The sequence below is a fragment of the Capnocytophaga gingivalis genome (assembly GCF_002302415.1).
GTDB classification, from domain to species: Bacteria; Bacteroidota; Bacteroidia; order Flavobacteriales; family Flavobacteriaceae; genus Capnocytophaga; species Capnocytophaga gingivalis.
Genome location: NZ_CP022386.1, coordinates 239,307 through 253,650, shown reverse-complemented (window position 1 = coordinate 253,650; position 14,344 = coordinate 239,307). Strand labels below are relative to the sequence as shown.

General features: G+C 36.9%; 14 protein-coding genes. 7 read left to right on the top strand and 7 right to left on the bottom strand.

Annotated elements, in window-relative coordinates:
• The first annotated feature begins 52 nt into the window (after positions 1–52).
• The 5 genes from CGC50_RS01255 to CGC50_RS01235 all read left to right on the top strand — a co-directional run bounded on the left by CGC50_RS01255 (position 53) and on the right by CGC50_RS01235 (position 4,260).
• Complete coding sequence (locus tag CGC50_RS01255) at positions 53–1,162, top strand: adenylate kinase (RefSeq protein WP_002668425.1); 1,110 nt, start codon at positions 53–55, stop codon at positions 1,160–1,162.
• Positions 1,163–1,319: 157 nt separating this feature from the next.
• A complete protein-coding gene (locus CGC50_RS01250) occupies positions 1,320–1,889 on the top strand; it encodes a hypothetical protein (protein ID WP_095909361.1) in 570 nt (189 codons plus the stop codon).
• A 171-nt stretch (positions 1,890–2,060) separates the two neighbouring features.
• Positions 2,061–2,540, top strand: coding sequence for a hypothetical protein (locus CGC50_RS01245; RefSeq protein WP_095909360.1), 480 nt, complete (start codon positions 2,061–2,063; stop codon positions 2,538–2,540).
• Between the two features lie 192 nt (positions 2,541–2,732).
• Positions 2,733–3,524, top strand: a complete 792-nt coding sequence (locus CGC50_RS01240) for a leucine-rich repeat domain-containing protein (protein ID WP_095909359.1) — start codon at positions 2,733–2,735, stop codon at positions 3,522–3,524.
• Positions 3,525–3,729: 205 nt separating this feature from the next.
• On the top strand, positions 3,730–4,260 hold the full coding sequence (locus CGC50_RS01235; RefSeq protein WP_095909358.1) for a hypothetical protein: 531 nt from the start codon (positions 3,730–3,732) through the stop codon (positions 4,258–4,260).
• Positions 4,261–4,560: 300 nt separating this feature from the next.
• Here the strand turns inward: CGC50_RS01235 and CGC50_RS01230 are convergent, their stop codons facing one another.
• The 3 genes from CGC50_RS01230 to CGC50_RS01220 are packed head-to-tail and all read right to left on the bottom strand — an operon-like array spanning position 4,561 to position 7,859.
• Complete coding sequence (locus tag CGC50_RS01230; protein ID WP_095909357.1) at positions 4,561–6,414, bottom strand: DNA topoisomerase IV subunit B; 1,854 nt, start codon at positions 6,412–6,414, stop codon at positions 4,561–4,563.
• A gap of 20 nt (positions 6,415–6,434) precedes the next feature.
• On the bottom strand, positions 6,435–7,145 hold the full coding sequence (locus CGC50_RS01225; RefSeq protein WP_095909356.1) for a hypothetical protein: 711 nt from the start codon (positions 7,143–7,145) through the stop codon (positions 6,435–6,437).
• A gap of 9 nt (positions 7,146–7,154) precedes the next feature.
• Positions 7,155–7,859 carry a porin family protein gene (locus CGC50_RS01220; RefSeq protein ID WP_095909355.1) on the bottom strand — a complete coding sequence of 235 codons (705 nt, stop codon included), beginning with the start codon at positions 7,857–7,859 and terminating at the stop codon, positions 7,155–7,157.
• Between the two features lie 106 nt (positions 7,860–7,965).
• On the opposite strand from CGC50_RS01220, the gene CGC50_RS01215 reads away from it, so the two are divergent.
• Both CGC50_RS01215 and CGC50_RS01210 read left to right on the top strand, forming a co-directional pair.
• A complete protein-coding gene (locus CGC50_RS01215) occupies positions 7,966–8,874 on the top strand; it encodes a dimethylarginine dimethylaminohydrolase family protein (protein ID WP_095909354.1) in 909 nt (302 codons plus the stop codon).
• A gap of 27 nt (positions 8,875–8,901) precedes the next feature.
• Positions 8,902–10,944, top strand: coding sequence for an HD family phosphohydrolase (locus CGC50_RS01210; protein WP_095909353.1), 2,043 nt, complete (start codon positions 8,902–8,904; stop codon positions 10,942–10,944).
• 144 nt (positions 10,945–11,088) lie between these two features.
• Here CGC50_RS01210 and CGC50_RS01205 read toward each other — a convergent pair whose 3' ends face one another.
• The 4 genes from CGC50_RS01205 to CGC50_RS01190 all read right to left on the bottom strand — a co-directional run bounded on the left by CGC50_RS01205 (position 11,089) and on the right by CGC50_RS01190 (position 14,337).
• Positions 11,089–12,138 (bottom strand): NAD(P)/FAD-dependent oxidoreductase, encoded by a 1,050-nt coding sequence (locus CGC50_RS01205; RefSeq protein WP_095909352.1) that lies wholly within the window; start codon positions 12,136–12,138, stop codon positions 11,089–11,091.
• Between the two features lie 21 nt (positions 12,139–12,159).
• Complete coding sequence (locus tag CGC50_RS01200) at positions 12,160–13,020, bottom strand: N-acetylglucosamine kinase (RefSeq protein WP_095909351.1); 861 nt, start codon at positions 13,018–13,020, stop codon at positions 12,160–12,162.
• 88 nt (positions 13,021–13,108) lie between these two features.
• Positions 13,109–14,110 (bottom strand): type I glyceraldehyde-3-phosphate dehydrogenase, encoded by a 1,002-nt coding sequence (gap, locus tag CGC50_RS01195; RefSeq protein WP_002668264.1) that lies wholly within the window; start codon positions 14,108–14,110, stop codon positions 13,109–13,111.
• A gap of 35 nt (positions 14,111–14,145) precedes the next feature.
• Positions 14,146–14,337, bottom strand: a complete 192-nt coding sequence (locus tag CGC50_RS01190) for a hypothetical protein (protein WP_002668395.1) — start codon at positions 14,335–14,337, stop codon at positions 14,146–14,148.
• Between the last annotated feature and the right edge of the window lie 7 nt (positions 14,338–14,344).

Below are 14,344 nucleotides of genomic sequence, written 5' to 3'. Positions count from 1 at the left end.
GTATTATTATATGACAAAAAAATCATACCTTTGTAGCTTTAAAAAAATATTTATGCTAATTAAGATACTTGATAAGGAGTTCCGTCCCTATCTCTCAGCTCAGAGAATAGCTACAGAGGTAGAAAGGCTTGCCAAGGAGGTAGAGGAACAAATGCAAGGGAAAACACCCCTTTTCATCTCTATCCTCAATGGATCATTTATGTTTGCTTCGGATTTTATTCGCGCTTACCAAGGGGATTGCCAGGTGTCTTTTGTACGTTTTTCCTCCTATGAGGGACTACAAAGCACCCACAAAGTAAAGCAACTCTTTGGGCTTCCTTTTGACATAGAAGGGCGTGATGTAGTGGTCATAGAAGATATTGTAGATACCGGAAATACCTTGGAGGAAATATATAACTTCTTTGCGGACAAGAAGGTAGCATCCTTACGGATAGTAACTCTTTTCTTCAAGCCTGAGGCTTATAAGAAGGATTTGGCAGTACATCATATAGGATTTTCTATCCCAAACCGATTTATCGTAGGATATGGATTGGATTATGATGAACTGGGACGAAATCTCCCTGAAATATATCAATTAAATATAGAAAACATGAAGAATTTGGTTTTGTTTGGCAAACCAGGAGCTGGAAAGGGGACACAAGCCGCTTTCCTAAAAGAAAAATACGGATTGGTACACATCTCCACAGGGGATTTGTTCCGCCACCACTTAAAGAATGGTACCGAGTTGGGGGTATTAGCTCAATCCTATATGGACAAAGGTCAGTTGGTTCCTGATGAGGTAACCATCAAAATACTTCAAGAAGAAATAGAAAAGAATCCTAATGCAGGAGGCTTTATCTTTGATGGTTTCCCTCGTACCATTGCTCAAGCAGAAGCCTTGGATACTTTCTTAGCCTCCAAACAAATGTCCATCAGTGCTACCCTTGCCCTCGATGCGGACGATGAGGAGCTTATCAAAAGATTAGTAGAGCGCGGTAAAGTAAGCGGTCGCTCCGATGACCAAGACGAAGGTAAAATCCGCAATCGTTTTGTCGAATACAACCAAAAAACTGCTCCACTTATTGATTTTTATAAAAAACAAGGCAAATACCATCCTATCAATGGTATTGGCTCTATTGAGGAAATCACCCAACGCCTCTCCAATGTGATAGATGTGTTGTAAGAAATATCTATAAAAACAAATCTCTAACCTTAATGGTTAGGGATTTTTTTATTGTATATTTGTATAATTTATTGTATATTTGCCACTTGTTGACAAGCTACAAGAAATGTATTAGAGTGTGGTACGAGTGCTAAAATGAAATGTAAGAAATAGTCTTATGAGTTATTATATAATAAAAAGTTACAGTAAAGATATTACGGAAGAGAATTTTATGTTGGAAATGATGGATCTTAAGGATAATCGTTGGTTAATCAATTATGGAATCCAATTAGAAGAATCCTTTGATTACATTAATTTTAAGATGTATGGAGAAGAAAAATTATTCTTTGATCAAGATATTATGACTCCTTATTTTGGGATTTACTTGTTAAGTGAAAGATTCCAAGATGTTATTTTGCAAAATTCTAAGATAAGTGAGGGGATACAATTATTGTCTTTTAAGCTCTTTAATACTGATGACAAAGAGATAAAACACAATTATAAGATTATCAACTTCCTACAAACAGAAGAATGTATTAATTGGGAGAAATCATACTTTAAGATAAGAGATGAAGCGAAGAAGAGTTATATTTTTCTTGATACTGTTTTTGATCCTTTGAAAATAGCTACACTTACCAAAGATTTGCTCTGTGTGGATAGTGAAAAGAGTATTTTTGTTTGTGAAGAAATAAAAAAGGAATGGCAGAAAATGAATTTGAGTGGTCTTACTTTTTCGCCAGTAAGTTAGTTAAATAGGGGTGATATGTAGAATAGGTTATTAAAGTATCAACTCTTTATCGATCAATGTAATAGAAAAGAATTGGGACTTAATTGATAGAGGATGCTAAAAACAAAATAAGCCAGTAGGGAATAATGTTAAAAAGTAGAAATTTAAATCAAGGAAAAACAACTTGTAACAATGAATAGAATAGATTTTAATAATATTCAGGAGAAAGATTATCTTTATAATTCTTGTAGTTTATTTTATGATAAATATTTCACCTCCAATGACAAAGAAAATTTAAAATCTTTTGAGAGGGAAATATGGATGATTGGATCTGAACTCATTGATAATATAAGAAAAACAAGAACAAAAAAGAAAATTCTTACAGATATTTTGTTAGAAGAGTTGTTGAAAATTGTAAGAGAGTATAAGTTCGGAAGAGGTACAGAAAGTTTTGTAATGCTACTTCATTACTTTAAAAACAATCCTAAAGTAGTGTCTTCTTTGGCGGAACTATTGGATGATGAGCAATTATATGCTTTTGCTATAGATGAATTAACTAAACTAAAAATTTTTAAATATGTAGATAAAGTACAGAATTTCTTACTTGAAGAAAAGATTTCTTGGAGAAGAAAAGTAGAAAAGAGATATATTGAAAAATCAAGCAATATTTGAAATTTCTTCTTGAAATCTCAACGATCTACCAATCTATAAATACAAAAACACCAAAGATTAATTGATAGAGGTGTGAAGCATGAGCCATGCGGGAAGGAGGAAAGAGTATGATTATATAAAGCCAAATTTAGAATATATGAAACCAAATGATTTTTAAAATCATAAAAAATTGTAGTAATAGGGGATAGGAATATGAATAATATTGATGTAAAGTTCGGAGGGTATCATAAAGAATTTGCAATTCTTACTCCTGAGAATTATGAAAAACTTCCTGCTTATATGCAGGAGAAAAGGATAAAGAAATTACAGATAAAAGATGATAGTTATGGTTGGAATAGAGATTATATGCCATCATTAAAGTCATTTGATTTTATTGATGAGTTATTTGTCTTTTGGACAGGAATAGATGATATCTCTGAGATACAATGTCTTCATAACCTCAAAAAACTTTACTTGGATAATGGAGACAAAACAAAAATTGATTTTTCCAATTTCCCTTTTTTAGAAGTGTTATTGTCTTGGGACAGGAAAAATATTGAAACAGCTTGGGACATACCTTTTCTAAAAGAATTAAAGCTCTATGGTTTAAAAAAGAAACAGTATAAAGAGGGGGAATCATTGAAATCTTTATTGTCATTAGACTTAAGAAGTACAGCAGTAGAAGACCTTTCCTTTCTTGCTCAATGTAAAAACCTAAGCAAATTGTGTTTGTATTATATGAAACAACTGAAAGATATTAGCTTCTTAAAAAATTTAGAGCAGCTTGAATACTTAAGTATTGAAGGAAATAAAATCGAGAATTTCAGTGTCGTATCATTCTTAGGAAATTTAAAAAAATGCAGTTTGGATAGTAGAATAGCAACAGCTGATAGTAATGATTTTATACATCTAAAAAAATTAGAATCTTTTGGTTTATTTGGAAATAATCAACTGCTAAAAGTGAGCAAAGAAGTAAGAGAGTTGTTAAAAATTGATAAAAACTAGCTTATTATAGCAATCTGTTTATTTGGATATATTAATAACATCCTTAACCCGTTGTGCATTTCAAATAATAGAGGCTTTTAGATTGAGAGTTTCTCTATATAATATAAACTTATTCATGTGTTGTATCAATGTTAAAGATGTTATCTTGCTGATATCATTGTTTTAAATCCTTCAAAATAATTTTGCATAATTGAAAATTAAAAATATGAAAAATCTCAATATAAATATAAGATGTAATATTTATATAGTTCTCCTACTATTTTTATGTTATAATAGTGTATTGGCTACAACAGCTTTTGTTGCGATGCCTGGTACAGGAGGGTTTAGTATTTCTACCCCGCATTATATAATTGCTTTTTTTAGAGCAATTCCATATTCATTGGCACAATCTCTGTTTTTTGAAGACATAGATATTCCTTTTCTATTCAAGACCTATTTTTATATTTCTATATTGTTATATATCCTTATTCCTTATTTTTTGTATAAGGAAAAGAAAGGGAAACCCTATTTTTATCATTATGATATAGAAGATAAAACCTATTTTATATTAATAGATGTAATAATGCTTCTTTTATATGCTCCTTTGTTACTTATAGGGTGTATGATGTTTTCTTTTTTTTCTTTATTCAATATCATTCCTTTATTTTTATTTGTTTTAGGGGTAAGAATATACCAATATAGAAAGAAATTAAACTTTATAGTAAAGTTCAATTTCTTTCAAAAGCATAGAAGATAATATTTTGGGAGGTACTTTTAGAAATCAATAGGACAATCCTACAGCTTTAAGAATGACATTAGCATTGCGATAGGTGATTTGGATTACACGAGGGACGGTAACTTTAGGGTAATTGGAAGGATTGAGAGTTAGGTTTTCTATCTTTTTTACTTTTTCATTAGGTTCTGGACTTTAACTGAATTTTCAAAGGAAAGAATATTTATTCCTATTAGAGATAGTATTGATATTGATAAGTAGAATAAAGATTACAAAGAAGATCCCCACAAGTATATATGAGTTGCTTGTGGGGATTTGCTTTAGTTATACCTCGTATTTGAGGTTATTGATGATAAAATCTTGGCGTTCGGGAGTGTTGTTCCCCATATAGAAATCTAATAATTTCTCTATATTCATGGCCTTATCCATCATCACAGGGTCAAGGCGCATATCCTGACCAATAAAGTGCTTGAACTCATCAGGAGAAATCTCTCCCAATCCCTTGAATCGAGTGATCTCTGGGTTTTTGAGTTTTTCTATGGCAGCAATACGTTCTTCTTCTGAATAACAGTAGATAGTTTCTTTGCTATTGCGTACACGGAATAGGGGTGTTTGTAGTATATATACATGTCCTTCCTTAATCAGTTCGGGGAAGAACTGAAGGAAAAAGGTGATGAGTAGCAGGCGAATGTGCATCCCATCTACATCGGCATCGGTCGCAAGAACGATATTGTTGTACCGCAGATTTTCTATGGAATCTTCTATATCCAAGGCCGCTTGTAGGAGGTTGAACTCTTCATTCTCATAGACAATTTTTTTGGTTTTTCCAAAAGAGTTTAGCGGCTTTCCACGTAGGGAGAATACTGCTTGAGTATTAGCATCGCGCGAGGTGGTGATAGATCCCGATGCAGAGTTTCCCTCAGTAATAAAGAGGGTACTCTCAAGGGCTTTTTCATGCTTACTATCAGTGAGATGAATACGGCAGTCACGTAACTTTTTGTTATGCAGGCTTACTTTTTTAGCTCGATCACGAGCAAGTTTGCGAATGCCGGAAAGCTCCTTACGCTCTCGCTCTGCTTGAAGGATTTTCTTCTGGATTTCTTCGGCAATCTCGGGCTGCTTGTGTAGGTAGTCATCCAAGTGCTTTTGTACGAAATTAGTGATATAGGTACGCACCGTAGGCAAGCCATCTCCCATTTCAGTGGAACCGAGTTTTGTCTTAGTTTGACTCTCAAAAACAGGTTCCATTACCTTGATAGAGATAGCCCCAATGATAGACTTACGAATATCCGAGGCATCGTACGGTTTGTTGTAATAGTTGCGCAAGGTAGCTACAATAGCTTCACGGTAGGCAGCTAAGTGAGTACCTCCTTGAGTGGTATTCTGTCCGTTGACAAATGAGTAATATTGTTCGCTGTATTGGCTTTGGCTATGAGTAAGAGCAATTTCAATATCTTCCCCTCTGAGGTGGATAATAGGGTAAGCAAAGTCTTCCTCATTGTTATCCTCCAAAAGTAGGTCTTTTAGTCCATTCTCAGAGAAGAATTTTTCTCCATTGTATACGATTACCAGTCCTGGATTCAGGTAGGTGTAGTTTTTGAGCATTCTCACTACATACTCTGAGCGGAATTTGTAGTTCTTGAAGATGGTGCCATCAGGGACAAACTCTACCAAGGTACCTCGTCTTTCATTGGAGGCTTCCAAGGGAGATTCTTCCTGTAGGACTCCTAAGGAGAAGGATGCACTTTTCTTCTGTCCATCGCGCACAGAAGCCACATAGAAGTAGGACGAAAGCGCATTGACTGCTTTGGTACCTACCCCATTGAGCCCAACCGACTTTTTGAAAGCGCGAGAGTCATATTTTCCTCCTGTATTCATTTTTGAGACTACATCTACTACCTTGCCTAAGGGAATACCTCGCCCAAAGTCACGTACAGAAACCTTGTTGTCCTCTATACGTACCTCTATCTGCTTGCCAGCCCCCATGACAAATTCGTCAATGGAGTTGTCAATGACCTCTTTCAGTAGGATATAGATCCCGTCATCAGCAGAGGAACCATCGCCGAGCTTGCCTATATACATTCCAGGGCGCATACGTACATGCTCCTGCCACTCGAGGGTTTGTATATTATCGTCTCCGTATTCGGTATTGGGTTTGTTAAAATCTATGGGTTCCATGTGTGTTTTTCTATGGTTTTTTATAATTGTCCTATTTTAGCTAATTCAAAACTCTTGGTATGTAGGTTCACTACAAAATCATAATCAATGAAAGATACTCTGTCTCTTATATTCTTGAAGGAAGTATAGGTTATTTTTTGTTCGAACTCTCGCTTTCTCTCTGAGGCACTAAGAATGTAGAACTTACTATAAAAATCTTGTAAATCATTGAATTTGAGTAATGAATTTTGTATATCTGTAGTGTGTTCTACTTCAAAAAAAGCATGTGGAAATTTTCGCTCATTGAACCAGATCACGTCTACTGTTTTGGCTCTTTTGATTACTTCAGGGTAGGTAAAATCTAATATCTGATCCAAGGAAGATACACTACCTAATTTTCTGTCAAGGAATAATTTGTTCTTATCCTGAGGAGGAATATAAGTATGATATCCCTTGAGGTTTCCGATTTCAATCAACAATCCTTGAAAGTAAGAATGAGAAAAATCCTGTTCTTTCTTAGTGGATACTTCTAATTCAAATTTCTCTAAAAGCTGCTCTTTATGACTTTTCAGTGCCCATAGTCCTGCTTTCATTTTGAAAAAGAAGCGTTCGTCCTGAACAATTCGCCTTATGGTGGCAAAGGGTGTTTTAGTTTTCCACCCAGAGGTATCTACCTTATGATAGAGAAAACCAAGGGTTGCCCACCCTCCATTTTCTTCCAAAACCTTGATGACTTCTTCGTGTTGTTTCATCGTTTGGCGTTATTTCTTCTTATATCCCAACTTGTACCCTACACCAATGGAGATCAGCGAGAGAGAAAAGCCCATACTTTCACTAAAATCAACCCCACGAACTAGATGGCCTGTGATAGGAGTAAGATTCCAGGACATACGCATATCGGCGGTGATCATTACTCGCTTGATGTCCCAGAGCACACCGCCCCCTACTTGCCCTGTAAGAACAAGTCGGTTAAAATGAGGGGTTACATTCTCATCAGGGGCATTAAACCAACCATTAGTATAGGAGGCATGGGTTAAGAATTTGAGAGAAAAACCTGCTTGTAGGTATCCTCTAAACATACGCTTGCCTTCCCATTGTAGCAGACAAGGAGCATCTATATATTGGAGGGAAAAATGTCTTTTTTCTTCATAGAGGCTTTCTCTATAATAAGGCCCCCTATCCTTATCGGGAACATCAAAGCCACTGAGATGAGTTCCCTCATTCTTATATAGAAGTTCAGTATGTAATACCCAATGCTTTTCTTTGAGAGGAATCCGAGCAAAGACGCCTGAATTGAAAACGCCCCAATTCCCATAGGTGTTGAATTTTTTCCCATCTTCATTATATAAGGGAGAAATAGAAGAACCATAGACTAATGGATTATTGAGCCTTATCCCAACAGCAATTTGTGCCATACTCACAGTGCAAGAGAGCAATAGCAATAGTAAAGTAATATATTTTTTCACGATATTGGAAATTATTGTTTAGGCAGCAAAGATATAATTTTTTCTTTTTTTCACCAAATAAATATTCTCATATATTTTCCGTATATTTGCACCAAAATTAACCATGATGAAAATACAAGTAAAGAACGAGACGAATCGCCTACGAGCGGTTGTCTTGGGTACCGCTCAGAGCAATGGTCCTACCCCTACTGCCCAGGAGGCATATGACCCTAAGTCCTTAGAACACATACTTGCGGGTACTTATCCGGTTGAGGCTGATATGGTTACTGAAATGGAGGCTTTTGCTCAAGTACTCACAAAGTATGGGGTAGAGGTATATCGCCCTGAACTTATAGAGGACTGTAACCAGATTTTTACCCGTGATATTGGCTTTGTCATAGAAGACAAATTCATCAAGGCTAATATCCTTCCAGAACGTGAAAATGAGTTCCAAGCCATTGAGTACATCATAAAGCAAATCCCAGCAGCTTCCTATGTAGTACCTCCTACACAGGTACATATAGAAGGGGGTGATGTGATGCCTTGGAATGACCATATTTTAGTAGGAACTTACAAAGGATCTGATTATCAAGAATATAAAACTGCTCGTACCAATATGGCTGGGGTGGAATTTCTCAAAGAGTTGTTCCCCAACAAGATAGTCAAAGAGTTTGACTTAGTCAAGTCCAAAGATCCTCGAGACAATGCTCTTCACTTGGATTGTTGTTTCCAACCAGTAGGTACTCACCAAGGGATTATTTACAAGGGAGGTTTCCGTCAGGAGGCGGACTATGAGTATCTGGTAGAACTTTTTGGGCGTGAAAATCTCTTTCATATAGAACGAGAAGAAATGTATCAGATGTTCAGCAATGTCTTCTCCATAGCACCAGATGTAGTGGTGACAGAACGAAACTTTACTCGCTTGAATGAGTGGCTTCAGGCCAATGGGTTCACTGTAGAGCGAATTCCATATGCAGAAATCTCTAAGCAGGAGGGACTTCTACGTTGTTCCACTCTGCCACTATTAAGAGATTAACCCATACATTCTAATCTCACTTATATTATGGAAATAAAGCATTTTTGGTACAAACTCTATGCTAAACAAGGGCTACTATACAAGCTCTTTTTGGCAATAGTTGTAGTGGCTGTGATTGTCCTTCTTCTGCCCAAAGGGAGCAAGTTCTCCTATGAGTTCCAAGCGGGCAAACCATGGCTACACCCTTCTTTATATGCTCCCTTCGACTTTACCCTAAAGAAGACCAATGAGGAATTGGCTCGAGAAAAAGAACTAATTAAGGAGCAATCGCCTACTTATTTCTTTAAGGATACCACCCTTCTGGGGGCTGCTCGGAAGAATTACTACCAGAAAGCACTTTCTTATTTCGCTACAGTGGAGGCTCCTCAGCGAGAAAAACTCTTACAAAAAGGGGAAGATTTCTTAAAAAAGGCCTATCATCATGGGGTTTTCTACTCCTCTCAGGAGGTTACTGATAAGAAGATATTCTTGGTAGAGGGAAATGAGGTGTTTACTTTTAGTATACATGATTTCTTCTTTCTCAATCAGACCAAGGAGGAAATTCATAACTATTTTAAGGGGGCATTTTACCAAGAGCATTTGGATACTTATTATGCTATCTTCTCGGAAGTGATCCTGCCAAATATATTCGTAGATGAGCATTTTACGCAGCGAGCACTGGAGGAGAACCTCAAGAGGATTGTCCATTCGCGTGGGGTGGTAAAGCAAGGACAGCTCATTATAGAAAAGGGACAACTTGTCACAGAAGATAGGCTCACGATGCTTGTCTCTTTACAGAAAGAATATGCACTAAATAGTTCGGAGAATCTTACAATATTCTCTCTTATGGGGTATGTCCTTATTGTGGCTATGCTGGTGAGTATGATCTTGCTTTATTTGTATCACTTCAAAGAGGAAATGTTCACCAACAATAATATAGTGACGCTTATATTCACCACTGTATTGCTTTTTGTAGCAGGTGTTTCGTGGACAGCAAGGATCAATGCAGATTATATCAATGCATTGCCTATATGTATTTTTCCTATAGTGATGAAAGCCTTTTTTGACCAGCGTGTAGGAATGTTCCTATACATAATCACGTTGATTCTTATTGGCTTTATTGTACCTAATAGCTTCCAATTTATCTATACCAATGTGGTTGTAGCAGGCGTACTTCTGCTTGATACTAAGGGGATGCATTATAGAATCAATCTTTTTATGATGATTACCTATATAGTGGTAGCTTATATAGTGACATATCTATGCCAACTGATGATCTCTACCGGTAGCTTACGGGATATTCATTACCCTACCTTGGGGCTTTTTATTCTTAATGGTTTCTTGACGCTCTTCGTACAGCCTCTCACATATCTGTATGAAAAAATATTTGGTTTGGTATCCAATGTCTCTCTGCTGGAGCTTTCCGATACCCATAATAAGTTATTGAGGGAGCTTTCAGAAAAGGCACCTGGCTCATTCCAACATTCTTTGCAGGTGTCCAACTTAGCCGAGGCCAGTGCATTGGCGATTGGTGCTAATGCGATGCTGGTGAGGGTAGGGGCTCTTTATCACGATATAGGAAAGATGAAAAATCCTCTCTACTTTACTGAAAATCAGAAAACATCTGTCAATCCCCATGATGAACTCACACCTATAGAGAGTGCCAAGATCATCAAAAACCATGTCATAGATGGGATAGAAATGGCTCGGGCGAATAATATTCCTGATCGTATCATCGATTTTATCCGTACTCATCATGGCAATAGCTTGATTTATTATTTCTACAAAAAGCAAATAGACTCTGGAGAATCTTTTGCTGAGGAAGATTTTCGCTATTCAGGACCTATTCCTTTCTCTAAGGAAACGGCTATTCTGATGATGGCTGATTCGGTGGAGGCCGCCTCTAAGAGTTTAGTCAATCCTACCACTGATGCCATTGATACCCTAGTGGAGAATATCGTAAAAAGACAGATAGAAGAACGTCAGTTTCTCAATGCAGATATTACTTTCAAGGATATTGAGAAGATCAAGAAAGTTCTTAAGGAAAAACTCTTTAATATATACCACTTAAGAATTGCTTATCCTAAGTAGTTTTACAGAAAAAAGAAGAACGAAGAGAGAAGAATGAAAAACAATGAGTGTTTTCTTGGGTACATTTTTCACTTTTCATTCTTCATTAAAAAAAACAAGAGGCTGTCCCCAAAAAACAGCCTCTTGTTTTATTTTTGTATTTACTCATTCGAAGTAATGATAATGGCGAACAATATTCATCTCTTTGTCCAAAGGCTTTCCTTCTTCTATAAAGTCATAGAGGGCTGTAGCTGTATAAGGAGCTAAGAGAGCTCCATGTGTTCCCAATCCGTTAAGTATGAATAAATTTTTATACCTGGGGTGTACTCCTACTAAAGGACGGCGATCCCTTACAGTAGGGCGAATTCCAGCTACTTGTCCTGTAATATGATAGGGGCAGGAAATGAGCTGGCGTAGTTTCTGTTCTAGGATTTCTCTACCTCCAGAAGTAGGGGAGGGGTCTTTGTCATCATTGTCATAGGTAGTGCCTATTTTGAAGGCATTTCCTCCTAAGGGAGCAATAAAGCCATCGGACTTCACTACACCCTCCAATTGTAGCATATCGGCTTCAAAATTTAACAATTCTCCTTTACTGCCAACCATAGGTAAGGCCCTAAAGAAAGGGTTTTCTACCATACCATATCCTTCGCAGAAGACAATACGCTTGGCTGTAATTCCTCTATATCGTACCCCTTCTTCTAAAAATTCTAAGGCATCATAATCAAATTTTTCTTCTAAAAGTTTCTCTTCCTTGAGTAGCTTTTCCCTATAGGCAGGAATCAAAATTCGGGTATTAACCATGCCTGTATGTAGGACTTCTCCTACACCAAAAGGAGTTTTTATGTAAGGAGATACCTCTTGTAAAATATCTGTGGAGAGGTATTCTGAGAGAATAGGCTTATCAGAGGCTACAAACCAATTATTTTTTTCTTCGACAGAGGTGAATTTTCTCAACACGCGTACCTTATAGAGAAAAGAGGTCTGTAATTTTTTCTCTATTTCACGGAAGAAAGGTAAGAGTAAGGTCATCTGCTCCTGAGCTTTCCATACAGGAGTGAAGCGCTTGAGAATTATAGGATTGAACATAGCTCCTGCAACGGTGGTTACAGGAGCAGGATTATCATTGAATACAACAAAGGATTTCTGGTTTTTCTCAAGCAAGTGTACCAAAGAGCTACCTGCAAAACCGAATCCTACAATAATATAATCTTTCATTATTGATTTTGAGGTTGGTATTTATTTGATTTTTTTGTGAAGTAGATGATATTCCACCAATCCGTCTATAGGCTTACGAAGTATTTTACCTATCTTGAGGTTGTTCTGAGCAAATACTTCTTTTACAATTTCTTGTAGATAGAAAGCAATACTTCCTACAAAATTGATAGGTACTTCCTTACGAGCTTCATATTGTACCACCCAGTGATCAATGAAGAGTTGCAGTCCTTCGCGGATAATTTTCTGACAATAACCATCATTCTTGTTCTCTACCAAGAAGCGTGCAAAAGTAGCTAGATAGCTATTAGGATTAGGTAATTTGTATAGATGAGACTTGATTACATCAGAGTTGAGCTCATATTCATGTTCGAACTTGTTTCTGAGGTGCTCTGGCATAATTTTGAAATAATAGTCTACAATTAGCCTCTTTCCAAAGAAGTTCCCACTACATTCGTCCATAAGGGAATAGCCCAAAGAATCCACTGCTTGGTGGAGTTTTTTTCCATCCCAGTAAGAACAGTTAGCTCCTGTTCCTAAGATTCCTACAATGGCCTTTTCTCCGTCAGCAGTGGTAGCATGTACAGCGGCATAAGTATCCTCCTTAACTACAATGGTAGCATTGGAGAAAAAGCGTTGTAAAATAGCGTGAAGGAAGGTACACAAGCGCTCTGTACCACACCCCGCTCCATAGAAATATACATGGCGGGCACGCTTACGGTTATCATTGAGTTGCTCATTAGTAGTGAGTCGCTCCATAACAATTTCCTCGGTAAGTACCTCTGGGTTAAGACCAAGAGTCTGGGTGCCAAACTCTTTCATTCCTTTTTCGTTCAGTGCTGTCCAATCGGCTTTGGTAGCACCACTATCTACTATAAAAATCATTTTTAAAAGTATTTAGTTAATTATATCTTATTTGATTTAAAAAAAGACGCATGTTTTTTTCTTGAAAGCATACGTCTTTTTTAATAAATTATAGAGAAGCTACATGTTGAGCTAAATCTACCAATTTGTTAGAATAGCCAGCTTCGTTATCATACCAAGAAACTACCTTGAAGAAGTGATCGTTAAGCTCGATACCTGCTTTTGCATCATAGATAGAGGTGTTGGTACAGCCTACAAAATCTTGAGATACTACAAGCTCTTCAGTATAACCTAAGATATTTTTAAGTTCTCCTTCGGAAGCTTTCTTCATAGCTTCGTTGATTTCTTTAAGAGAAGTTGCTTTTTTAGTCTTCACGGTCAAATCCACTACAGAGACATCGGCAGTAGGTACACGGAAGGCCATACCAGTGAGCTTACCATTGAGTTCAGGGATTACTTTACCTACCGCTTTGGCTGCACCTGTAGAAGAAGGGATAATGTTGATAAGAGCAGAGCGTCCTCCTCTCCAGTCTTTTTTAGAAGGGCCATCTACAGTAAGCTGAGTAGCAGTAGTAGCATGAACAGTAGTCATAAGAGCTTCTTCTATACCAAAACTGTCATTGATAACTTTGGCAATAGGAGCCAAACAGTTGGTAGTACAAGAAGCGTTGGATACGATAGTATCGGTAGCTTTTGCGCTCTTATGGTTTACTCCCATTACGAACATAGGTGCATCAGCAGAAGGAGCAGAGATTACCACTTTCTTAGCTCCTGCATTCAGGTGTGCTTGCGCTTTTTCCAATGTAGTGAAAAGTCCTGTACATTCGAGAACTACATCTACTCCTAATTCATTCCATTTTAGGTTGTTAGGATCTTTTTCAGCAGTGATACGAATGGTTTTTCCATCTACTACAAGGTTTCCATTTTCTGTTTTTACTTCTGAAGGGAAAGTACCATGAACAGAATCATACTTAAGCAAATAGGCAATATAATCTACTTCTTGTAGGTCATTGATTCCTACTACTTCTACATTGGCACGTTTTGAAATAGCTCTGAAAGCTAAGCGGCCAATACGTCCGAATCCGTTGATTCCAATTTTTAATACTGACATAAATTTTAGTTTTTTAATTATTATAAACGATTAACTTATTTGTGTTCTCTTGAGGATAATTTCTTGGACAACATATAGATACCTATCACCACGAGGATAAGCCCTGCCATGAGTACATATTGTTCTTGAAAGTATCGATATTCCTTTTTGGACTGTAGGTAAAGCAGTGTCACACCTATAATCATCAGGGTATAAGCAACGGTATTTGTTTTCTTTAAAAAGCTCATATTTTTC